Source organism: Thauera sp. SWB20 (genome assembly GCF_000831325.1).
GTDB classification, from domain to species: Bacteria; Pseudomonadota; Gammaproteobacteria; order Burkholderiales; family Rhodocyclaceae; genus Thauera; species Thauera aminoaromatica.
Genome location: NZ_JTDM01000009.1, coordinates 60,555 through 82,676 on the forward strand (window position 1 = coordinate 60,555; position 22,122 = coordinate 82,676).

Consider the following 22,122-nt stretch of genomic DNA (forward strand, 5'->3'; position numbering starts at 1 on the left):
CCATGTTCCTGCTCGATGCCTCGCTCGCCCAGTCCATCGTCGATCGCGCGATGCAGATCCTGCGCACCAACGTCAATGTGATGGACGAGCGCGGCCTGATCATCGCCAGCGGCGATCGCGCGCGCATCGGCAGCCGCCACGAGGGTGCGCTGCTGGTGCTGGCGCAGGGGCGGGCGGTGGAGGTGGACGCGGCGGTCGCGCAGCGCCTGCAAGACACCCGGCCGGGCATCAACCTGCCCCTGCGCGCGGAAGGCCGGGTGGTGGGCGTGGTGGGCCTGAGCGGCGAACCCGACGCGGTCCGCCAGCAGGCCGAGCTGGTCCGTCTCGCGGCCGAGACCATGCTCGAGCAGGCGCAGTGGATGCAGATGCTCGCGCGCGACCAGCGCCTGCGCGAGGAGCTGGTGCTGCAGCTGATCGGCGTCTCCCCGCCGGGCGCCGGGCTGGACGACTGGGCAAGCCGGCTCGGCGTCGATCTCGCCCGACCCTGCGTCGCCTTGCTGATCGAGATCGCCGACGCATCGCTGGCGGCCGATGCCGTCCTCGCCGCGCAGCAGCGCCTGCGCCGGCTGCTCGCCGAGCAGGAGCCCGGCCTTGCCTGCGCGCCGGTGACGTTGCGCGAGCTTGCCGTGCTGATGCCCTTGCCGGCGGCGGAACCAGATCTGCGTAGTCGCCTCCAGGCCCTGCACGGACGCCTGGGCGGCGAGGGCAGCGGGCAGCCATGTCTTGCCCTCGGTGGCCGTTTCGGTGGCGACGATGGCCTGGCTCGTTCCTGGCAGTCCGCGCGCGCCACGCTGCAGGCCGGGCGACGCCATCGCCCGCAGGCGGCGATCCACTGCTACGACGAACTCACCCTGCCGGTGCTGCTCGCAGGCCTGGGCGAGGGCTGGCGGGCCGACGAGCTGCGTCGCCCGTTGCGGCGCCTCGCGCAGCAAGACCGCGACGGCCAGTTGCGCCGCACGCTGGCGGCGTGGTTCGCGCACGACATGAAGGCGGCGCCGAGTGCCGGCGCGCTCCACGTGCACCGCAACACCCTCGAGTACCGCCTGCGCCGCATCGGCGAGATCACCGGGCTGGATCTCGCCCGTCTGAACGACTGCCTGCTGCTGTTCATCGGCCTCGAACTGGATGTCGCGGAAAATAGGGAAATTCCACAATAAACTGTCAATTAAAGTTTATTTTTTTGTGATATCCGACGATTGATTGTCGGCTCCCAGGGACTAAGCTCCTCTGCAGCGGGCATTCGACCCGCAGCGACCGGAGACCCTGCCCATGAAGAAGATCGTCATCGCCCCCGATTCCTACAAGGAGAGCCTGTCCGCGCTGGAGGTCGCGCAGGCGATCGCGGCCGGCTTCCGCCAGGTCTTCCCCGTCGCGGAGTACGTGCTGGTGCCGGTGGCCGACGGCGGCGAGGGCACGGTCGACGCCATGGTCGCCGCCACCGGTGGCCGCAAGGAGATCGTCACGGTGAGTGGTCCGCTTGGCGAGCCCGTCGAGGCCTTCTACGGCCTCACCGGCGACGGCGCGACCGCGGTGATCGAGATGGCGGCCGCCAGCGGCCTGGCGCTGGTGCCGCCGGACCGGCGCAACCCGCTCGTCACCAGCTCGCGCGGCACCGGCGAGCTGATCCGTGCCGCGCTCGACGCCGGTGCGCGCCGCTTCATTCTCGGCATCGGCGGCAGCGCCACCAACGACGGCGGCGCCGGCATGGTGCAGGCGCTCGGCGCCCGCCTGCTCGACGCGCAGGGCGGCGAGCTCGGCCCCGGCGGCGGTGCGCTCGCCGCCCTCGAGCGCATCGACGTCTCCGCGCTCGATCCGCGCCTGGCGCAATGCCGCATCGAGGTCGCCTGCGATGTGGACAACCCGCTCACCGGGCCACGCGGCGCCTCGGCGGTGTTCGGCCCGCAGAAGGGTGCGAGCGTCGAGATGGTGCAGGCGCTCGATGCCAATCTCGCCCGCTTCGCCCGCATCGTCGAGCGCGACCTCGGCGTCGCGGTCGAGGCGGTAGCGGGCGCCGGTGCGGCCGGCGGCATGGGCGCGGCGATGCTGGCCTTCTTCGGCGCCGCGCTGAAACCGGGCATCGAGATCGTCACCGCCGCCGTGGGGCTGGACGCCCACGTGCGCGACGCCGACCTGGTGATCACCGGCGAGGGCCGCATCGACTTCCAGACCGTGCATGGCAAGACCCCGATCGGCGTTGCCCGCGTCGCCAAGCGCCACGGCATTCCGGTGATCGGCATCGCCGGCTCGCTCGGCGCGGACGTCGGCGTGGTGCACGCGCACGGCATCGACGCGGTGTTCAGCGTGCTGGCCAAGCCCTGCACGCTGGACGAGGCCTTGCACGATGCCGCGGCCAACGTCGAACTGACCGCGCGCAACGTGGCGGCGGTGCTGCGCATCGGGCTGGCGCGACGCTGATCCGGTAGTCTCCACTCGAGGCCGGACGCAGGCCGGGGCGGTGCAGGCGGGCGAACGCCCTCATCCGTGTTGCTACGACTGCACGGTGCCACGGTGTGCGGGCATCATGCGGGTTCGCATCTGGCTCCCGAGAGCCGCCCGATCCTTCCAGCGCGTCCGTCGCGCGCCCCGCACGAAGGCCTGTATGGACATCATCTTCGGCATCATCCTGCCGGTCTTCGGCACGCTTGGCCTCGGCTACGTCGCGGCGCGCTCCGGCGTGTTCGACGAGGCGGCCAACCGCGGGCTGTCCGTGTTCGTGTTCAACTTCGCGCTGCCCTTGATGCTGTTCCGCGCGATCGCGCAGGCCGAGCTGCCCGACGCGATGCCCTGGGGCTATCTGCTGTCCTACTACATCGGCGCCTTCGGGGTGTATGCGCTGGCGATGCTGGGCGGGCGGGTGCTGTTCGGGCGCCGGCTCGGCGAGCAGGCGGTGCTCGGGCTGGGGGCGGGCTTCTCCAACACCGGGATGCTCGGCATTCCGCTGGTGATGACCGCTTACGGCCCGCCGGCGGCGCTGCCGCTGTTCGTGATGATCGCCTGCCACAGCCTGCTGATGCTGCCGCCCACCACCGCGCTGATCGAGGCCGCGCAGGGCGCGCGCGAGGGGCTGGGGCCGATGTTGCTCAAGCTCACGAAGAGCGTGCTCGGCACGCCGATCATCTGGGGCCTGTCCTGCGGGCTGGCGTTCGCGCTGCTCGGCATCGACATCCCCGGTCCGCTCGACGCCGTCGCGAAGGGCCTGGGCAGCGCGGCGACGCCGTGCGCGCTGTTCGCGCTCGGCGCCTCGCTGACGCGCTACAGCTTGGGCGGCAACCTGCGCGAGCCGGCGCTGCTGGTGGCGCTGAAGGCGGTGGTGCATCCGGCGATCGTGTGGCTGCTCGCCACCCAGGTGTTCGCCGTGCCGCCGCTGTGGGTGGCCACCGGCGTGCTGCTGGCGGCGCTGCCGGCGGGCATCACGCCCTATCTGTTCGCGCAGCGCTACGGCGCCTGCCAGTCCACCGTGGCCTCGGCGGTGTTCCTGTCGACCCTGGTGTCGGTGGGCACGCTGTCTGTGCTGCTCTTCGTGTTGCGGCCCTGATGTCCGTATTCCTCGAACTGCTCGACTTCTCCCTCGGGGTCACCGGGCCGATCTTCACGCTGCTCGGCCTCGGCGTGCTGCTGCGTCGGGTCGGGCTGATCACCGAGGGCTTCATCGCGGCGGGCTCGCGGCTGGTGTTCGTGGTCGGCCTGCCGACCATGCTCTTCGTCAACATCGCGCGCACGCGCCTGGAGGACTCGGCGAGCGCCGGCATGCTGGTGTATGGCCTGGCGGCGACGGTGGCGATCTGGCTGCTGATGGAGTGGGTGGCGAGCTTCGTCGTGCAGCCCGAGCGCGACCGCGGCGTGGTGGTGCAGGGCGCCTTCCGCTCCAATTTCGGCGTGGTCGGCCTGGCCTACTGCGGCAACGCCTACGGCGAGGCGGGGCTGGCGATGGCCTCGCTCTACGTCGGCGTGCTCACCATCCTGGTGAACATCCTCGGCGTGATCACGCTCAGCCGTTCGCTGCACCGCAGCCAGGGCCCGGGCAAGGTCCTGCGCGGCATCGCCACCAATCCGCTGATCCTCGGCATCCTGCTCGCGCTGCCGGTGTCGGCCTTCGCCCTCCCGCTGCCGGCGGTGGCGATGAAGTCGGCCGGCTACATCGCCGACATGACGCTGCCGCTCGCGCTGCTGTGCACCGGCGCCACGCTGGATTTCCGCAGCCTGCGCAGCGAAGCCGGCAACACCGCGCTGGCCACCTTCGGCAAGCTGGTGGCGATGCCGCTCGTGTTCACGCTCGGCGCATGGGCGGCGGGATTCCGCGCCATGGAACTCGGCGTGCTGATGCTGATGGCGTCCTCGCCTTCGGCGGCGGCGAGCTATTCGATGGTGCGGGCGATGGGCGGCAACGCCACGCTGGCCGCCAACATCATCGTGCTGACCACGCTCGGCTCGCTCTTCACCACCAGCGTCGGCGTCTCGCTCCTGCGTGGTGTCGGGCTGATGTGATCCTGCTTGCCCGGCACTTCTGCCGAGCGGCTTCACTGAAAGGCATTCGAAAGCCCTCCTCCGTATCGTCCGCCTCACCCTGCGAGGCGGCACGTGTCCGCCGCGCAGCGAACATATTCCGATATGGAGGAGATCGCCATGCTGCTCAAGAAGACCCTGTTCGCCGCCGCCACCGCGGTGCTTGCCACGCTCGCCGCCGGTGTCGTCCATGCCGCCCCCGAGAAGCCCGAATGCATCGCGCCCGCCAAGCCCGGCGGCGGCTTCGACCTCACCTGCAAGCTCGTGCAGAGCGCGCTGCAGAACGGCTACCTCGAGGCGCCGATGCGCGTCACCTACATGCCCGGCGGCATCGGCGCGGTGGCCTACAACACCGTGATCGCCAACCGCCCGGCCGAGGCCGGCACGGTGGTGGCCTTCTCCGGCGGCTCCTTCCTGAACCTGGCGATCGGCAAGTTCGGCAAGTACACCGAGGATGACGTGAAGTGGGTCGCCGCGGTGGGTGCCGACTACGGCGCGATCATCGTGCGCGCGGACTCGCCCTTCCAGAGCCTCAAGGACCTGATCGAGGCCACCCGCGCCAACCCGGGCAAGGTGGTGTACGGCGCGGGCGGTTCGGTCGGCAGCCAGGACTGGATGAAGTCGGCCCTGGTCGCGCGCGAGGCGGGCGTGGATCCCAAGTCGATGCGCTACGTCGCCTTCGAGGGCGGTGGCGAGGCGATGACCGCGCTGATGGGCGGCCATGTGCAGGTTTACTCGGGCGACGCCTCCGAGGTGGCGGCGCACCTGAAGGGCGGCCGCGTGCGCGTGCTCGCGGTGCTCGCTCCCGAGCGCCTGCCGGGCGAGCTGGCGGCGATCCCGACCGCGATCGAGCAGGGCTACAAGGTCGACTGGACCATCGCCCGCGGCTACTACGTCGGTCCCAAGGTCGCCGACGCGGACTACGCCTGGTGGGTGGCGACCTTCGACAAGATGCTGGCCTCGCCGGAGTTCGACAAGCTGCGCGCCGAGCGCGGCCTGTTCCCCTTCGCCCGCACCGGCGCGGCGGCGACCGAGTACGTGAAGCAGGAAGTGCAGCGCTTCAGGAAGCTCGCCGTCGAGCTCGGCCTCACCGCGCAGTAATCCTCCTCCGCAAACCCTGCCCGCCTGCTGCGGCGCCCGAGGGGGCACCGCAGCAGGCGGCACACGGGAGTTCGACCATGAGTGAAAGAATCTTCGGCGGCGTGCTGCTGCTGGTGAGCCTGGCCGGCATCTGGATCGGCTGGGACCTGCAGGCGCCGATGTCCTACGAGCCGGTGGGGCCGCGCGCTTTCCCGCTGCTGGTGCTGTTCCTGCTCGGCCTGTGCGCGATCGCGCTGATGCTGGAGAAGACGAGCGAGACGGTGTGGGCACCGCCCCCGGTGCTCAAGCGCATCGGCCTGCTGTTCCTGATCGTGCTTGCCTATGCCCTGCTCTTCGACAAGCTCGGCTTCACGATCGCGACCGCGCTGATGACCGTCCCGGTGGCGCGCTTCTTCGGCGGCAGCTGGAAGCAGGGCGTCGTCGGCGGCATCGGTCTGGGCGTGGGCATGTTCTTCTTCTTCGACCGTCTGCTCGACGTCGCATTGCCCACCGGGCTGTGGCTGAACGGCATCCTGGGGTAAACCATGGAAACCTTGTCGCTTCTGATGGACGGCTTCGCCGTCGCCGGTACGCCGGAAAACCTGATGATCGCGCTGATCGGCTGCTTCATCGGCACCGTGGTCGGCCTGCTGCCCGGCCTTGGCCCGATCAACGGCGTCGCCATCCTGCTGCCGATCGCGTTCGCGATGAAGCTGCCGCCCGAGTCCGCGCTGATCCTGCTGTGCGCGGTGTATGCGGGTTGCGAGTATGGCGGCCGGATCTCCGCCATCCTGATCAACGTGCCCGGCGACGCCGGCGCGGTGATGACCACGCTCGACGGCTACCCGATGGCGAAGAAGGGCCTCGCCGGCCCCGCGCTGTCGATGTCGGCGCTCGCTTCCTTCACCGGCGCGCTGCTCGCCACCATCGGCATCGTAGCCTTCGCGCCGCTGCTCGCCGAGTGGGCGATTGCCTTCGGCCCGGCGGAGTACTTCGCGCTGATGGTGCTGGCGCTGTCCTGCCTCGGCGGCCTGGTCGGCGACTCGCTGCCCAAGGCGATGACCGCCTGCCTGATCGGCCTGCTGCTGTCGACCGTGGGCATCGACGCCAACAGCGGCGTCTATCGCTACACCTTCGACATGCTGCACCTGCAGGACGGCATCCCCTTCATCGTCATCGTGATCGGCCTGTTCGCGGTCAGCGAGCTGATGCTGATGCTGCAGAACGAGCACACCGCGAGCGAGCCGATCACCATCACCGGCCGCATCCTGTTCAACATGAAGGAGCTGATGCTGGCGAAGTGGACGATGCTGCGCTCGGCCTTCTCCGGCTTCTTCATCGGCGTGCTGCCGGGTGCCGGCGCCACCATCGCCTCGGCGATGTGCTACGCGATGGAGCGCCGCATGGCGGGCAAGGACCACCAGTTCGGCAACGGTGACATCCGCGGCGTGGCCGCGCCGGAGGCGGCCAACAACGCCTCGGCCAACGGCTCGCTGGTGCCGATGCTGACCCTGGGCGTGCCGGGCTCGGGCACCACCGCGGTGATGATCGGCGCGCTCACGCTGTACAACATCACGCCGGGGCCCACCCTGTTCCAGGACCAGCCGGTGATCGTGTGGGGCCTCATCGCCTCGCTCTTCATCGCCAACGTGATGCTGCTGGTGCTCAACATCCCGCTGATCCGCGTGTTCGTGAAGTTCCTCTCGATCCCCAACTGGCTGCTGGTGCCGGGCGTGGCGGCGATCTCGCTGGTGGGCGTGTATGCGGTGCATGGCACGACCTTCGACCTCATCCTCGGCACCCTGATCGGTGGCGTCGGCTACCTGCTGCGGGTGATGAATTTCCCGATCGCGCCCTTCATCCTCGGCTTCGTGCTCGGCGACATGATGGAGCAGAACCTGCGCCGCGCCCTGTCGATCAGCGATGGCGACGTCGGCGTGCTGTTCGCCAGCCCGATCTCGATCGGCCTGTGGGTGGCGGCGGCGGCGATGCTGCTCGGCCCGCGCCTGATGCGCATGATGGAGCAGCGCAAGGCGGTGACCGCCTGAGCGCGAAGATCACCTTCCGGGATTCCGGGATTCATCCTCCGATGACCGGAATCCGCGAGCGCGGCGGGCCCCTCCCGGCCCGCCGCCTTTCGAAGAGCGCCCCAAGGGCGCTCTTTTTTTGTGCCGGAGGGTGCGCGCTCAGTGCTCCGCCTGCGGGCCGGACACGGGGTCGATCACCCGCGGCCGGCCGCCCTGGTCGAGGGCGACGAAGACGAAGCTCGCGTCGGTGACCTTGACCTGTTCCTCGCCGTCGCGCGAGCGGCGCCAGGCCTCGACCTGGATGGTCATCGAGCTGCGTCCGACGCGCACGATGTCGGCGTACAGGCTGACCTCGTCGCCGATATACACCGGGCGCAGGAAGGTGATGCGGTCCACCGAGACCGTCGCGCAGCGGCTGCGGGCGCGGCGGGCGGCGACGTTGCCGGCGGCGAGGTCCATCTGGGCCATCAGCCAGCCGCCGAAGATGTCGCCGGCGGGGTTGGCGTCGGCCGGCATGGCGATGGTGCGGATGGCGGGTTCGCCGCGGGGTTGGGAGGGGGTCTCATGCGGGTTCATGGCAGGGCTCGCTGATAGGGAAAGGGAATGGAGACAGGAAACGGAGACAGCCGCAGCGCAAGGCGGCTGCGGTCGAGGTCGCCGTGCACCGTAGCGCAGAAGGCCGCGCGTCGACGCAAAAGGCAGGTGCAGCGGAAGATTTCCGCGTGCACCTGCCCTGCGTGAAAGCGTCGCCCTGGCGGATGGATCAGAAGCGGTGGCGCATGCCCGCCATCATCACCTGGTGCTTGTCGCCGGCGGCCGGCGTCAGGTTGCCGATCGCGTAGTTGGCGCCGACCTCGTTGTCGAGCTGCGAGTAGCCGGCGTACAGCGTGGTGCGCTTGGACAGCGCGTGCAGGTAGTAGGCCGACCAGCCGCTGGCGTCCTCGCTCGCGGCGCCGTCGGATTCGTCGCGGTCGGCGTAGCTGATCGCCACCGTGTTCGCCGGATCGAGGCGGATCTCCGCGCTGAGGTCCCAGCTGCGCGCCTTGCCGTTGCCCACGCTGCCGCGCTCCTTGTCCTGCGACCAGGCGAAATAGGGCTTCACGATGCCGAAGTCGTAGGACAGGGCGAAGCCGTCGGTGCGCACCTTGCCGCCGCTGGCGTCGCGCTGCACGGTCTGCGTGACCAGGGAGCCGGCGAGCGCGCCGTTGGCGTAGAGCATCGCGATGCCATGGCCGTCGCCCTCCTGGCGCGCGGTCGAGTCGGTTCCGCTCTCCTTGCCGAACCAGTAGCCGCCCTCGAGCTCGAAGCCGGCGAGTTTCGCCGAGCGGACCTTGATCATGTTGTCGAAGCGCGTCTCGTAGGCGGGCTTGACCGCGCCCGCCTTGCGGATCAGCAGGCCGGCGCTGCGGTCGGCGTTGCCCGTGGCGTCGAAGGGATCGAGCGCGTCGAAGGCCGGGGAATACTGGCGGCCCAGGGTCACGCGGCCGAGGCCGTTTTCCAGGCCGACGAAGGATTGGCGGCCGAACAGCCGCCCGCCTTGCTCGGCCACGCCGGTCGAGGGGTCGAAGCCGCTCTCGAGCACGAACAGGGCCTTGTTGCCGTTGCCGAGATCCTCCGTGCCGCGGAAGCCGAGCCGCGAGCCGTTGAGCTCGCCGTGGCCGATGCCCTCGTAGCGCTGCGAGCCGGATTTCTCGTAGCCGAGGTTGAGGTCGATCAGGCCGTAGAGGGTGACGTTCGATTGGGCCAGCGCGAGCGATGGCAGGGCGAGGGCGGCGGCCACCAGGGCCGGCGCGGAAAGGCGTTGCATGGGAGTCTCCTCGATCGTTCGGATGTGCGCGCCGGATGGATCGGGCGCGTGGCGCGCATTGCAGCGCCGACGCCTTTCGATCGGCTTTCAGCGCGATCCGGAGACGAGGAGAAGAGCGACGTTCAGGCGCTTGGCGTGCTGCCGAGCGGAAGTTCGACCTCCACGCACAGCCCGCGGCCGCCGGCACCGTCGCGCAGCGTCACCCGTCCGCCGTGGGCGAGCGCGATCTCGCGCACGATCGCCAGCCCCAGCCCGCTGCCTTCGCTGTCGCCCTGGCCGAGGATGCGGTAGAAGCGCTGGAACACGCGCTCGCGCTCGGCGGTGGGGATGCCGGGTCCCTGGTCGCAGACGCTCACCACCGCGTCCTCGCCGAAGGCGGCGACGGCGACGGTCACCGCCGAGCCGGGCGGGCTGTAGCGGATGGCATTGTCGATCAGGTTGGAGACCATCTCGCGCAGCATCGGGGCGTTGCCCTGCATCGTCAGGGCGTGTCCGATGCCCTCGTAGGCGAGGTCGATGTCGCGCTTCAGCGCGAGCGGGGCGAGTTCCATCGCCACCTCCTTCACCAGGCCGGCGAGGTCGAGCGCGGCGCGTTCGCCGATCAGGCCGTTGACCGCTTCGGCGCGCGACAGGGTCAGCATCTGGTTGGCCAGCCGGCGCGCCGCGCGGGTGCTGCGCAGCAGGCTGGCGAAGGTCGCCAGCATCTCCTCGGGGTCGGTCTGACGCAGCCCGTATTCGGCCTGCGTGGTGAGCACCGCGAGCGGGGTGCGGATCTGGTGGGCGGCGTCGGCGAGGAAGCGCCGGCGCGCGGCGAGCATTGCCGAAAGGCGTTCCATGTGGTGGTTGATCGCGTCGATCAGCGGCGCGATCTCGCTCGGCACGCGTTCCATGCGCACCGGGGTGAGATCCTCCTCGTCGCGCGCGCGCATGTGGTCGCGCACGCGCAGCAGGGGGCGGAAGGCGGTGCCGAGCGCGGCCAGCACCAGGATCGCCCCCACCGCGACCAGCAGCGACTGGCGCTGCAGGCTGGCGACGAACAGGTCGCGTGCCAGCGCCCGGCGTGCACCGGTGGTCTCGGCGAACACGATCAGCACCGCGTCGCCGCCGCGCAGCGCGGGGTCGTAGAGACGCTTGCGCATCGCCGCCAGGCGCACCGTCTCGCCGGCATAGGGCAGGTCGAAGATGCGCACGCCGCCGTCGTCTGCCGGCAGCTCCGGTGGGCGCAGGTCGGCATAACCGGTGACCAGCCCGCCGGCAGGGTCGAACACGGCATGGAAGATGCGCTCGGCGGCATCGGCCTCGAAGCCTTCGAAGGCGGCGTAGGGGATGTCCACCTGGATCTGGCCGCCGAGCGAGTGGGTGCGTTCGCCAATCGCGCGCACCGAGGCGGTGAGCGTGCGGTCGTAGGCCTGGTTCACCGCGTCGAGCGCGCTGCGATGGGTGAAGAAGGCGTTGATCAGCAGCAGCACGGCCAGGGGCGGCAGCAGCCAGACGAGCACGCGCTGACGCAGGCTGCCGCCGTGTCCGGGCGCAGCTACCGCCCTGGCAGCCGCGCCGTGCTCGCGATCGTCCGTGCCCGGGTTTGCCGGTCTGGACCCGGAGGTGCCGTCCATGTCAGGCTGCCGGCTTCTCGGCGAGCAGGTAGCCGAGCCCGCGCAGCGTGTTGATCGCCACGCCCGCGCCTTCGAGCTTCTTGCGCAGGCGCGAGACGTAGATCTCGATCGCCTCCACGCGTGCGTCGGCATCGAACTCGAACACCTTCTCGAACAGGGCCTCGCGGGCGACCGGGCGGCCGACCCGGGCCAGCAGCGCTTCCAGAACGGCCAGCTCGCGCGGGGTCAGCGCCAGCGCCTGGCCGTCGACCGCCGCCATGCGGGTGGTGGTGTCGAACTCGAGCCGTCCCAGGCGCACCAGCGGCACCTGGTTGCCGGCGTGGCGCAGCAGCGCCTTGATGCGTGCCTCGAGTTCGGCGAGCTCGAAGGGTTTGGGCAGATAATCGTCGGCGCCGAGGTTGAGCCCGTGCACCCGCTCCTCGGTGCTGCCGCGCGCGGTGAGCACCATGACGGGCGTGGGTGCCGGCTTGTCGGGGCCGCTCTCGCGGCTGCGCAGGCGGCGCAGCACCTCGAGGCCGTCCAGCCCGGGCAGCGACAGGTCGAGGATCACCAGGTCGTAGCGTTCGGTGCGCAAGGCCTGGTCGGCGTGGTCGCCACGATTGAGCACATCCAGCACGAAACCGGCGTGCCGGAGCGAGCGCGCCACCCATTCGGCGAGTTCGGCGTGGTCCTCGACCAGCAACAGGCGCATCGGTGTTCCCGCTGAAAGTGAATCGAAAGGCGTGTGCGGGATTATCGGCGCAAAGCCGGGGTGCGTCCAAGGCGGCGCATGCGGGCCATCGCCCGCGTCACGGTGCGGAACCGGATGCATCCGCAGCACAAGGAGGAGGGGAGGATGAGGAGCAGGGGAGCGCGGGCCTGGGTGAGGACGGTGCTGGCGCTCGCGGCGCTGGCCACGGCGACCGCGACGGCGCGGGCCGAGCAGATCGCCGACCGCTTCGATCAGGCTCGCCTGGAGGGCGTGGTGGTCGTCTATGCGGCGACCGACCTCGAGGTGGTGAAGCCGGTCATCGACGATTTCGAGGCCCTGCATCCCGGTGTCCGGGTGCAGTACCACGACATGCACTCGGCGCAGCTCCATGCGCGCGTGGTCGACGAGGCCCGGCGCGGAGTGCCCGGTGCCGACGTGATGTGGAGCTCGGCGATGGACCTGCAGGTCAAGTTGGTCAATGACGGCCACGCCCAGCCGCACCGCTCCGCCGAGACCGCTGCGCTGCCGCGCTGGGCGGTGTGGAAGGACGAGGCCTTCGGCACCACCTACGAGCCGGCGGTGATCGTCTATAACAAGCGCCTGCTCGACGAGGCCGACGTCCCCGACAGCCATGCCGAGCTGATCCGCCTGCTCGATCGCGACCCGGCGCAGCTGCGCGGGCGCATCGCCACCTACGACCCCGAGCGCTCCGGCCTCGGCCTGCTGTTGCACACCCAGGACGCGCAGGCCAACCCGATCGTGTTCTGGCAGCTCGCGCGCGGCATGGGCCGGCAAGGCCTGGAGCAGCATGCGGTGAGCAGCGAGATGCTCGACCGCGTCGCCGCCGGAAAGCTGGTGCTCGCCTACAACGTGCTCGGCTCGTACGTGCACCGGCGTGCGCGCAGCGACCCGGCGCTCGGGGTTGCGCTGCCACAGGACTACACCCTGGTGCTGAGCCGGGTCGCCTTCATCGCCCGCGCTGCCCGTCATCCAGCGGCGGCGCGGCTTTGGCTCGACCATCTGCTGTCGACCCGCGGCCAGGCCCTGCTCGCCGCCAACCTCGGCCTGCTGCCGGTGCGCACCGACGCCGGCACCGCGGGCGCGGACAGCGCTGCCGCGCTGCTCCACCACAACCTGCAGCATGCCTTCCGCCCGATCCGCATCGGCTCCGGGCTGCTCGCCTACCAGGACCAGGCCAAGAAGCAGGCCTTCCTGCGCCAGTGGGATGCGGCGACGCGGCCGGCTTCCGAGTGAGGCCCGCCCGGCCGACCGGATCCCCGGCCCTCTCCCCCACCGCCGCGCAGCGTGGTCCCGGATCGCGGTGCGTCCCCAGCGGCCCTTTCTCCGTTTCGTCCCGATCTCTCGCCGATCTCCTGCCGATGTCCGCCCTCTCCACGCTCCGTCTCGCCGCCTGGCGCCAGATCCTTCCCACGCTCGCGCTCGCCACGCTCGCCGGCTGGCTGGCCGAACGCCTGCACCTGCCGCTGCCGTGGATGATCGGCCCGCTGTTCGCCGTGGCCGGCGCACGCATGGCCGACCGGGACCTGCGCCCGCTCCCCGGTGGACGGCAGACGGGACAATGGGCGATCGGCGCCGCGCTCGGGCTGTACTTCAGTCCGGAGGTGGTGGCGCAACTGAGCCTGCATGCGCCGCTGGTGATCGCGGCCGCGCTGGGCTCGCTGGTGCTCGGCATGGCCTACGCCTTCATTCTGCTGCGGCTGGGGGGCGTGGATGCGCCGACCGCGTTCTTCGCCGCCCTGCCGGGCGGGGCCTCGGAGATGGCCAACCTCGCCGATCGCCACGGCGGTGCGGTGGACCGCATCGCCGCGGCGCACGCCATCCGGGTCATGATGGTGGTGTCGGTGCTGCCCTTCGCGCTCACCTTCGCCGGGGTGCAGGGCAGCGACGTCTACGTGCCCCTGGCGCGGGATGTGGACGCGCAGCACTTCCCGCTGCTGGTGGGCGCGAGCCTGCTCGGGGTGGGGGCGTTCAAGCTGCTGCGCATCGCCAATGCGTGGGTGCTCGGGCCGCTGCTCGGTGTGGCGCTGGCGACGCTGGCCGGCGTGCCGCTGTCGGCGCTGCCGCCCTGGGTCGTCAATGGCGGTCAGCTGCTGATCGGCTGTGCCCTCGGCTGTCGCTTCTCGCGTGCCTTCTTCCGCGCCGCGCCACGCTTCATGAGCGTCGCGGCGCTCACCGGGGCGATGTCGATCGTGCTTGCGTTCGCCCTCGCGACCCTGCTCGGCCTGGTCGCGGAGGTGCCGCTGTCGACGCTGGCGCTGGCGACCGCTCCCGGCGGAGTGTCGGAGATGTGCATCACCGCCAAGGTGCTGCAGCTGGGCGTACCCCTGGTCACCGTGTGCCATGTGTTGCGCGTGGTGGTGTTGACCGTGGGTGCGCAGTGGAGCTTCGGCATCTTCCGCCGCCTGGTGGCCGTCTGAGCGGCGCCGGTACGCCCGCGCGGGCGTACCGGCGCGGGATCAGGCGCCGTCCGCCAGCGTCGGGTAATCGGTGTATCCCTTCGGCCCGGGGGTGTAGAAGGTCGCCGGATCGGGCGCATTGAGCGCGGCCTTGCGGCGGATGCGTTCGGGCAGGTCGGGGTTGGCGAGGAAGGCGGTGCCGAAGGCGACCGCGTCGAGCTTGCCGGCGGCGATCGCGGCGTTCGCTTCGTCCGCCGAGTAGCCCATGTTGCCGATCAGCACGCCACGGTAGGCAGCGCGCACCGGTGTCACCACGTCGCCGTGCTGCTGGCCGAAGAAATCGCCGCGCATCAGGTGCAGGTAAGCGAGCCGCCAGTCGTTCAGGCAGCCGGCGAGCCAGCTTGCCAACCCGATCGGGTCGCTGTCGATCATGTCGTTGTAGCTGTTGAGCGGCGACAGGCGCACGCCGACGCGGCCGCCGCCCCACACCTTGCACACCGCGTCGAGCACCTCGAAGAGCAGGCGGGCGCGGTTCTCGCGCGGTCCGCCGTAGGGACCGCCGCGCTGGTTGCTGCCGTCGCGCAGGAACTCGTCGAGCAGGTAGCCGTTGGCGCCGTGCACTTCCACGCCGTCGAAGCCGGCGGCACGGGCGTTCTCGGCGGCGCGCGCGAAGCCGGCGACGATGTCCGGCAGCTCGTCGTCGCGCAGTTCGCGCGGCACGACGTAGGGCTGCTTGCCCTGGGGCGTGTGCACCTCGTCGCCGGTGATCGCGAGCGCGCTGGGCGCAACCGGCTGGCGGCCGTCGTTGAGCAGCGGGTGGCAGGCGCGGCCGCCGTGCCAGATCTGCAATACGATGCGCCCGCCGGCGGCATGCACCGCGTCGGTGACCTTCTTCCAGCCTGCGACCTGGGCCTCGGAGTGGATGCCGGGCTCGTGCCAGAAGGCGGAGTTGCCCTCCATCGCCATCGTCGCCTCGGCGATCAGCAGGCCGGCGCTGGCGCGCTGGGCGTAGTGGGTGGCCATCAGCGCGCCGGGCACGTGGCCGTCCTCGGCGCGGCAGCGCGTGAGCGGGGCCATCAGGACGCGGTTGGGCAGGGCGAGATCGCCCGCCTGCAGCGGGGTGAAGAGATCGGTCATGGGGTCTTGTCCTCGGGGTCGATCGGATCGAAAAGTCGGGCGAAGGCTGCGCGCGCCGCCGTCTCGGCGAGGTCGGCGAGACGCACGGCCTGCGCCTTGCGCTCGGCGGGCGCTTCGTCCAGCACGGAGCGCGCGAGCGCGCGGAGGTTCCCCGACGCAGCCAGGTGATGGCGTCGTGGCGGGTGCCAGGTGTCGAGCCAGGCGCGCAGCTTCGCGGCCTGCGGTGCCCCGCCTGGAAGGAGGCCGATCGCGGGACGCGCGAAGGCGTCGGCGACGATGCGTGCGTGCAGGCTGCTCGCGCAGCATAGCGCGGCGTTGGCGATCAACGCGCACAGATCCATGACGTGGGGGGAGGCGGCGATGACGGCCGCCTCCGGATCGGGCAGGCGGCGGCGCAGGCGCTGCAGTACGTCGGGGTCGTCGTGCCAGGGCGCACGCCCGGCGCAGAACAGCACGATGCCCAGGTCGCGCTCGCGCTGGATCGCCGCAAGCTCGCCCGCGAGCGTGGCGAGGGTGGCGTCGTCGCCGAACTCTGCCGCGAGCTGCACCGCCACGTAGCCTCGCGCGAAGCGTGCCCGCAGCGCCGCGACCTCGCCCGTCGCGGCGTGGTGCGCCACCTCGGCGCCGAGCAGGCGTTCGACCAGCACCGCGGGGTCGGGGACCAGCGCCGCGTCGAGGCCCGCGGCGGCGAGGGCGTCGCGGGTGCAGCGGTCGCGCACCTGCACCCCTGCGGCCGCGCGCAGCTCGGCAAGCGCCTCGGCACGCAGCGCCGCGGGCAGGGCCGCGAAGCCGACCCCGCCGATGCCGGTGTGCACGCTGCGCGTGCCGGGCGGCAGCGCGGCATGCGCAGCGAGGTAGGGCAGACCACGCGGAACCCCGAGCGCGTGCCGTGCCCAGGCCGCGCGCGCGGCGGGGTCGTGGTCGTATAGCGCGATCGCGCGTGCGGCGCCGGCGTTGTCGAGCAGCATCACTGCCGCCTCCCAGGCGCTGCAGTCGAGGATCTCGCCACCCACCTGCAGCAGCCCCGGCGGGGGCGTGTCGCGACGGGGCGGCTTCCATTCCGCGGCGAGTTCGGCGAGCGCTTCCACGCGGGCACCGCCGTCCGCACGCAGATCGCGCACGGCGAGGCCGGCGAAGCGCAGCTCCCGTCCGGGCAGGAGGCGCGCGGCCAGTTCCGCTGCGATGCGGCCGAGCAGCAGGTCGCCGAGGTTGTGGCGGTCGAAGGCACCGAACAGGATCAGCGGCGAGGGCTGCCCGACCCGGGGCGTGGCGCCGGCCGCCGCCTGCGCGGGCGAGAGGGGGCGGAGGGATGTCGCGGTGCGCGCGCCGGGCCCGTTCATCGCCCCCCCTGCCTCAATCCGCGCCGGTGCGCAGGCGGTCGAGGCGCAGGCGCTGGCGCTCGTCGAAGAGCCGGCGCGCGCCCAGGCTCACCGCCACCACGGTACCGAAGCCGGTGCCACCGGCGATCAGGAACATCACCAGGATCTGGTATTTCACCGCCTCCACCGGCGCGGTGCCGGCGAGGATCTGGCCGGTCATCATGCCGGGCAGGCTGACGATGCCGGCGGCGGCCATGGCGTTGATGATCGGGATCATGCCGACGCGGATCGCCTCGCGCCGGGTGTCGGCGATGGTCTCGTTCCAGTTCTGGCCGAGGGCGAGCCGGGTCTCGAGCACCATGCGCCGCGCGCTCGCCTCCTGGGTCAGGCGGTCCAGCCCGAGGGCGATGCCGTTCATGGTGTTGCCGAGCACCATGCCGAGCAGCGGGATCGCGTACTGGGGCGCATACCACGGCGTGTTGCCGATCACCACCAGCAGCGCCAGCACGCTGACGGTGAAGGAGGACACGAACATCGACAGCGTGCCCAGGCCGAAGCCCCACCACCCGACGAAGCGGCGCTTCTGCCGCGCCATCACCTCGCGCCCGGCGGCGGTGATCATCACCGCGGCCATCGCCGCCACCCACAGGAAGTGCGCGTTGTCGAACAGCAGCTTCAGCACCAGACCGATCAGCAGCAACTGGATCGTGGTGCGCGCGGCCGCCACCACCAGGCGCTGCTCGATGCCCAGGCCCAGGCGCAGCGACAGCCCGGCCAGCGCCAGGATCAGCAGCGCGGCGAGCGCAAGGTCGAGGACCGAGAGCTCCATCACCATGCCGCGCCCTCGGTGTCGGGGGGCCTGTCCGCGCCTGCAGCCTTTCCTTTGTCCGCGGCCGCCTTCCCGCCTTCCTCTTCCTCCACCAGCTTGCCGTCCTCGAGCAGGAAGCGGCGCCGCGCCACCCGTGCGGCCTGGCGCGGGTCGTGGCTGACCCACAGCAGCGCGGCGGCGTGCTCGCGCCGGTAGTCGTCGAGCACGGCCTCGACGCGCGCGGTGCTGTCCTCGTCGAGGTTGCCGGTGGGTTCGTCGAGCAGCAGCACCGCCGGCCCCTGCATCAGCGTGCGCAGCAGCGCCAGGCGCTGGCGCTCGCCCGTGGAGCAGCGCGCCACCTGCCAGTCGAGCGCCCCGGCGGGCAGGCCCACGCGGTCCAGCCAGGCGGGCGTGCAGCCGGCGGGAAAGTGCTCGCCGACGGTATCGGCCCACCACTGGCCCTCGGCCATCACCAGCGCCACCCGGCGCCGCCAGGCCGGGCCCGGCATGGACGAGCACGCGCGCCCATCCAGCAGGGCCTCGCCCGCGTGCGGGTCGAGATCGGCGATCGCGCGCAGCAGCAGGGACTTGCCGCTGCCCGAGGCGCCGCGGATGCAGACACATTCGCCGGCGGCGACGTCGAGATCGACCGGGCCGATGTGGCGGGTGCGGAGCTGGTGCAGGGCGAGGGCGGGCATGGACGGATGTTCGCGTGTCCGGGCGGGGTTTTCAATGCGGGTGGCTCGCCGCGCTCGGCAAGCGCGCTCCGATTGGGCGAGAATGTGTAAGCAATCCATGCACATCTTCGCCTGCATGGAATCTTTTTTCCGCCAGGGGCTCACACCCCCGCATGCGGCGCGGACGGTCCGCGCCGCCCGACAGGACCGACTCATGTACAGGGATCCCCGATTCTCCGGCATCTTCCAGACCCTCGGCGGGCCGGCCGCCAAGCCGCCCACGCTGCTGCAGAAGGTGGTGGGCGCGGTGGTCATGGCGGGCGTCTTCATGCTCGCGCTGACCTTCTCGGTCGCCTTCTTCGCGGTGCTGCTGACCGCCGGCGTGGCGATCTGGGGCTGGGTGTGGTGGAAGACGCGTGCCCTGCGCAAGGCGATGCGGGCGCAGATGGACGCGCAGGCGGCCGCAGGCGGTGCTCGTGCGGGCGGCTACGGTCCCGCCGCTGGCAATCGCGGGCTGATCATCGAGGGCGAGGTGATCCGCGAGGTGGAGATCGAGGAGGATCCGCGCAGGGACGGCCCCGGCGGCCGCACCCCGTCGTGACGCCAGTCGCCCCACGCCCGGCGCAGCCGCGTTCCCATCTATCCTTGTTGACCCGGTGAACCGGCGGGCGGAGTCACCGCCGTTTGCTGCAGCAAGGCCTCGCGGCCGTCGGCGATGCTGCGGATGTGCACATCCATCTGGTTGAAGGCGATCTCGATTCCCGCTTCACGGAAGCGGCGGTCGATCTCGCGGTTGATCTCGTCGATCGCGGCGTTGCGGTCGCCGAGCTCGCGCACGTGCACCCGGAGCTCGTGGTCGAGCGTGCTGGGGCCGAAGTTGAGGAAGAACACCAGCGGTTCAGGATCCTTCAGCACGCGCGCGTTTTCGGCCGCGATCGCGAGCAGCAGGCGCCGCGTCGTCTCCAGGTCGGCGCCGTAGGCCACGCCGAGCTTGATCGTCACCCGCGTCACCGTGTCGGTCAGCGACCAGTTGGTGAGCTGGCCGGTGATGAAGGCCTTGTTGGGCACGATCATCTCCTTGCGGTCGAAGTCGGTGATCGTGGTGGCGCGGATCTGGATGCGGCTCACCGTCCCCGAGACGTTGCCGATCGTCACCACGTCGCCGATGCGCAGCGGGCGCTCGAACAGGATGATCAGACCGGAGACGAAGTTGGCGAAGATCTCCTGCAGGCCGAAGCCCAGGCCCACCGACAGCGCCGCCACCAGCCACTGCAGCTTGTCCCAGCTCACCCCCAGGGTGCCCAGCGTGGAAGCGATGCCGACGCCGACGATGACGTAGGAGAGCAGCGTGGTGATCGCATACGCGCTGCCCTGGGCGAGCTGGAGCCGCGACAGCACCAGCACCTCGAGCAGGCCCGGCAGGTTGGTGGCGAGCATGAAGGCGATCGCCGCGATCACCAGCGCGCCGAGCAGGTCGGCGAGACTGATCGGCACCACGCCGGCGGTCTCGCCACTGCCGCTGGCGTACTCGTACAGGGTGATGTTGTCGAGGTAGGACACCACCGTCAGCAGGTCGGCCCACACCCAGTAAAGCGCCACCGCGAGGCCGGACAGCAGGGCCAGGTGGAGCAGGCGCAGCGACTGCTGGTTGATGCGGGCGATGTCGAGCATCGGCGCCTCGGCCACCGCAGCCGGCTCGCTGTCGGCGCCGGCGCGGCCCTCGCGTTCGGCGGCCTCGCGGCGCGCGACCGCGCGCTGATGGTCGATGCGGTGCGCGGCGACGCCGAGCGCGCGCACCAGCAGGCCTTCGGCGAGTCGCCACAGGATCAGCACGTACAGGGTGTCCACCAGGCGGCCGGTGAGCTTGAGCGCGGTGTAGTAGTAGCCCATCACCAGCGCGCCGATCAGCGCGAGCGGCATGAGGCCGAGCGCCAGCCCCACGAACACGCGCAACGGGGAGGGGCGGTCTTCCAGGCGCGTGTGCAGCAGGCCGCGCACCAGCAGCCAGGCCATGGTGGCGTAGCCGACGAGCAGGATCAGGATGCCCAGCACGTCGATGCCCAGGCTCTCGGGCTGGCGCTCCGCGATCGCCACCACCGCGACCACCGCCACCACCACCAGACCGAGCTTGTTCAGGTTGCGGTGCAGTGCGCGCACGCGCTCGACGGGCCACTGGAAGTGGCGTTCGGCCACCCCGCCCGGCGTGAGTAGGCGATGGGCGGTGCGGAACACCAGCCAGGCCTGTGCCATGTCCATCAGCGCCGCGCCCAGGGCCGCGTTCTGGCCGCGCGCGTCCATCTGCAGGGCGATGCCGCCGAGCGCCAGCAGCAGGCTTACCGGCAAGGTCAGCAGCATGTTGAGCAGGATCGCGCGCGGGGTGTGGAGCTGGCTGTCGCGGCGCACGTAGCCGATGTCCGCATGCAGGCTGTCGAGCTGCGCGCGCAGCCAGCGCCGGCGCGCGAACAGGCCGACGCTCAACAGCAACACCGGCAGGAACAGGAAGGGCCGCGCCTGCAGGCCCGCCCACAGCTCGCCGACGGCCGAGCCCCACGGGATCGCGGCGAACTGCTTGGCGAGCGCGGCCGGCACCGCCTGCAGCCAGGCGAGGTCGAGCGGGCGGTTGCTCGGGATCCAGAACATCTGCTTGTCGAGCGTGGCGCGCAGGCGGTCGGCGCTCACCAGCAGCTGGCGCTCGGCGAGCTGCAGCGTGATCGACTGGGCGAGCACCGCGTTGAGCTCGCGGTTGAGGCGCTCGAGCAGCTCGCTGCGGGTGGCGAGCAGCGCCAGCAGCGGTTCGCGCACGGCCGGGTCGGCCTCGCCGGCGTCGGCGAGCAGGCGTTCGGCGTGGGCGGCCGGGATGGAGAGCTGTTCGCGCTGCTTGTTGATCTCGAACTGGTACAGGCGGATGTCGGCGATCTGGTCGGCGAGGCCGGCGTCGGTCGTCGGGGCGGGCAGCGCCCGGCGCTGCTCGAGCAGGATGCGCGAGAGCAGGACGCTGCCCTGAAGCACGCCGATCTGCTCGTCGATCAGCGTGGTGCTGCGGTTGAGCACGTCGAGTTGCTGGCTTACCGCCTGGTTGCGCCGGGTGAGGGCGTCGAGCTTCGCGGTGGCGCCCAGCAGGTATTCGGACAGCTGCTGGTTGATCGCCGCCTCGCGCGCGAGCAGGTCGTCGTGGCTCGCGTCGGCACTTACGTCGGCGAGCGCCTGCACGGTCTGCTCGGCCTGGCTGGCGCGCTGGCGGCTGATCGCGTCCTGCAGCGCGCGTGCCGCCTCCTCGAGGCGGGCGAGCTGCAGGCGGGCGAGCTCCTGGCGGGCGAGGCCGAGGTCGATCAGGCCGCTGTTGCCGGCGAGCTCCTGGCGGCGCAGCGCGAGCTGGGCGTCGAGCGCATGCCATTCGGCGGCGAGCGCATCGCGGCGCTCCGGGCTGAGCGCGCGGCTGTCGCGCCCGGCTTCGCGTCCGCTCGCGAGCATGGCCTCGATCGCCGCCATGCGCACCTGGCCGGTGCTGATCTCGGTCTGTGCGCGCTCGGGGCCGGTGCGCGCGGCGACGAGCAGGCTGTCGGCCTCGTCGAGGCGGCGGCGCCAGTCGGCGAGCGCGGCCTCCTGTTCGGCGAGGCGCTCCTCGAGGCGGGCGAGCGGGGTGTCGGCGGCGGGCGCCGCGACCGGCGCGGCCGCAGGCAGCGCGGCGAGCTGGCGACGCGCCTCGGCGATCTGTGCCGGTGCGTCGGCGAGTGTCTGCTTGAGCGAATCGAGCCGGCGGCGATGGTCGTCGGCGCTGGCGAGGCTGGCCTGGGCCTGTTCCAGCGCCTGCTGCGCGGCGCGTTGCTCGGCCTCGGGCAGCTTGCGGTCCGCGAGCGCCTGCGCGCGCGCGCGCAGCTCGTCCGGCTGCGGCCGTGGCGGCGCTTCGGCGGCGGCCCAGGGGGCCAGCAGCGTAAACAGGAGCAGGAGGAAGACTCGGATCAGCGGGCGCATCGGGAGGATTCTGTGGACGTGGCAGGAGATGGGCCTGCGGGAGGCGTGGGGCGGATCGGCGTGCACGGCAG

General features: G+C 71.3%; 19 protein-coding genes. 10 read left to right on the forward strand and 9 right to left on the reverse strand.

Annotation, left to right across the window (positions count from 1 at the left end):
* Positions 1-2 precede the first annotated feature (2 nt).
* From PO78_RS01360 to PO78_RS01390, 7 genes are all read left to right on the forward strand, one after another.
* A complete protein-coding gene (locus PO78_RS01360; protein WP_043741615.1) occupies positions 3-1,157 on the forward strand; it encodes a sugar diacid recognition domain-containing protein in 1,155 nt (384 codons plus the stop codon).
* Positions 1,158-1,269: 112 nt separating this feature from the next.
* The gene (locus tag PO78_RS01365; protein ID WP_043741618.1) at positions 1,270-2,415 is read left to right on the forward strand and encodes a glycerate kinase; all 1,146 of its coding nucleotides are present in this window, start codon (positions 1,270-1,272) and stop codon (positions 2,413-2,415) included.
* A gap of 184 nt (positions 2,416-2,599) precedes the next feature.
* On the forward strand, positions 2,600-3,535 hold the full coding sequence (locus tag PO78_RS01370; protein ID WP_004316073.1) for an AEC family transporter: 936 nt from the start codon (positions 2,600-2,602) through the stop codon (positions 3,533-3,535).
* Positions 3,535-4,485, forward strand: a complete 951-nt coding sequence (locus tag PO78_RS01375) for an AEC family transporter (protein ID WP_043741623.1) — start codon at positions 3,535-3,537, stop codon at positions 4,483-4,485. The genes PO78_RS01370 and PO78_RS01375 overlap by 1 nt, the downstream gene beginning before the upstream one ends.
* Before the next feature lie 138 nt (positions 4,486-4,623).
* Positions 4,624-5,604 carry a Bug family tripartite tricarboxylate transporter substrate binding protein gene (locus tag PO78_RS01380; RefSeq protein WP_012584275.1) on the forward strand — a complete coding sequence of 327 codons (981 nt, stop codon included), beginning with the start codon at positions 4,624-4,626 and terminating at the stop codon, positions 5,602-5,604.
* Between the two features lie 77 nt (positions 5,605-5,681).
* Positions 5,682-6,125, forward strand: coding sequence for a tripartite tricarboxylate transporter TctB family protein (locus PO78_RS01385; protein ID WP_004316079.1), 444 nt, complete (start codon positions 5,682-5,684; stop codon positions 6,123-6,125).
* Positions 6,126-6,128: 3 nt separating this feature from the next.
* Positions 6,129-7,631, forward strand: a complete 1,503-nt coding sequence (locus PO78_RS01390; protein WP_012584276.1) for a tripartite tricarboxylate transporter permease — start codon at positions 6,129-6,131, stop codon at positions 7,629-7,631.
* Between the two features lie 138 nt (positions 7,632-7,769).
* Here PO78_RS01390 and PO78_RS01395 read toward each other — a convergent pair whose 3' ends face one another.
* From PO78_RS01395 to PO78_RS01410, 4 genes are all read right to left on the reverse strand, one after another.
* The gene (locus tag PO78_RS01395; RefSeq protein ID WP_004316083.1) at positions 7,770-8,186 is read right to left on the reverse strand and encodes an acyl-CoA thioesterase; all 417 of its coding nucleotides are present in this window, start codon (positions 8,184-8,186) and stop codon (positions 7,770-7,772) included.
* A 187-nt stretch (positions 8,187-8,373) separates the two neighbouring features.
* Positions 8,374-9,417 carry a porin gene (locus tag PO78_RS01400; protein WP_012584277.1) on the reverse strand — a complete coding sequence of 348 codons (1,044 nt, stop codon included), beginning with the start codon at positions 9,415-9,417 and terminating at the stop codon, positions 8,374-8,376.
* Positions 9,418-9,539: 122 nt separating this feature from the next.
* Positions 9,540-11,030: a sensor histidine kinase gene (locus PO78_RS01405; RefSeq protein WP_012584278.1), complete on the reverse strand. Its 1,491-nt coding sequence runs from the start codon at positions 11,028-11,030 to the stop codon at positions 9,540-9,542.
* 1 nt (position 11,031) lies between these two features.
* Positions 11,032-11,721 carry a response regulator gene (locus PO78_RS01410; protein WP_043741627.1) on the reverse strand — a complete coding sequence of 230 codons (690 nt, stop codon included), beginning with the start codon at positions 11,719-11,721 and terminating at the stop codon, positions 11,032-11,034.
* 144 nt (positions 11,722-11,865) lie between these two features.
* Between PO78_RS01410 and PO78_RS01415 the strand changes: the two genes are divergently transcribed.
* Together PO78_RS01415 and PO78_RS01420 are read left to right on the forward strand one after the other, a co-directional pair.
* The gene (locus PO78_RS01415; RefSeq protein WP_043741630.1) at positions 11,866-12,975 is read left to right on the forward strand and encodes an ABC transporter substrate-binding protein; all 1,110 of its coding nucleotides are present in this window, start codon (positions 11,866-11,868) and stop codon (positions 12,973-12,975) included.
* Positions 12,976-13,100: 125 nt separating this feature from the next.
* A complete protein-coding gene (locus tag PO78_RS01420; RefSeq protein WP_004316095.1) occupies positions 13,101-14,159 on the forward strand; it encodes an AbrB family transcriptional regulator in 1,059 nt (352 codons plus the stop codon).
* Positions 14,160-14,198: 39 nt separating this feature from the next.
* On the opposite strand, the gene PO78_RS01425 is transcribed toward PO78_RS01420, so the two are convergent.
* Genes PO78_RS01425 through PO78_RS01440 form a run of 4 tightly spaced genes read right to left on the reverse strand, consistent with a single transcriptional unit; the run spans position 14,199 to position 18,100 of the window.
* Positions 14,199-15,275: an alkene reductase gene (locus PO78_RS01425; RefSeq protein ID WP_004316096.1), complete on the reverse strand. Its 1,077-nt coding sequence runs from the start codon at positions 15,273-15,275 to the stop codon at positions 14,199-14,201.
* Positions 15,272-16,615 (reverse strand): polysaccharide pyruvyl transferase family protein, encoded by a 1,344-nt coding sequence (locus tag PO78_RS01430; RefSeq protein ID WP_012584281.1) that lies wholly within the window; start codon positions 16,613-16,615, stop codon positions 15,272-15,274. The genes PO78_RS01425 and PO78_RS01430 overlap by 4 nt, the downstream gene beginning before the upstream one ends.
* A 13-nt stretch (positions 16,616-16,628) precedes the next feature.
* Positions 16,629-17,429 carry an ABC transporter permease gene (locus PO78_RS01435; RefSeq protein ID WP_004325594.1) on the reverse strand — a complete coding sequence of 267 codons (801 nt, stop codon included), beginning with the start codon at positions 17,427-17,429 and terminating at the stop codon, positions 16,629-16,631.
* Positions 17,423-18,100 (reverse strand): ABC transporter ATP-binding protein, encoded by a 678-nt coding sequence (locus PO78_RS01440; protein WP_004325596.1) that lies wholly within the window; start codon positions 18,098-18,100, stop codon positions 17,423-17,425. The genes PO78_RS01435 and PO78_RS01440 overlap by 7 nt, the downstream gene beginning before the upstream one ends.
* A gap of 193 nt (positions 18,101-18,293) precedes the next feature.
* On the opposite strand from PO78_RS01440, the gene PO78_RS01445 reads away from it, so the two are divergent.
* Positions 18,294-18,680 carry a hypothetical protein gene (locus PO78_RS01445; RefSeq protein WP_004325598.1) on the forward strand — a complete coding sequence of 129 codons (387 nt, stop codon included), beginning with the start codon at positions 18,294-18,296 and terminating at the stop codon, positions 18,678-18,680.
* A gap of 38 nt (positions 18,681-18,718) precedes the next feature.
* On the opposite strand, the gene mscK is transcribed toward PO78_RS01445, so the two are convergent.
* Positions 18,719-22,051: a mechanosensitive channel MscK gene (gene mscK / locus PO78_RS01450; protein ID WP_043741634.1), complete on the reverse strand. Its 3,333-nt coding sequence runs from the start codon at positions 22,049-22,051 to the stop codon at positions 18,719-18,721.
* Positions 22,052-22,122 lie beyond the last annotated feature (71 nt).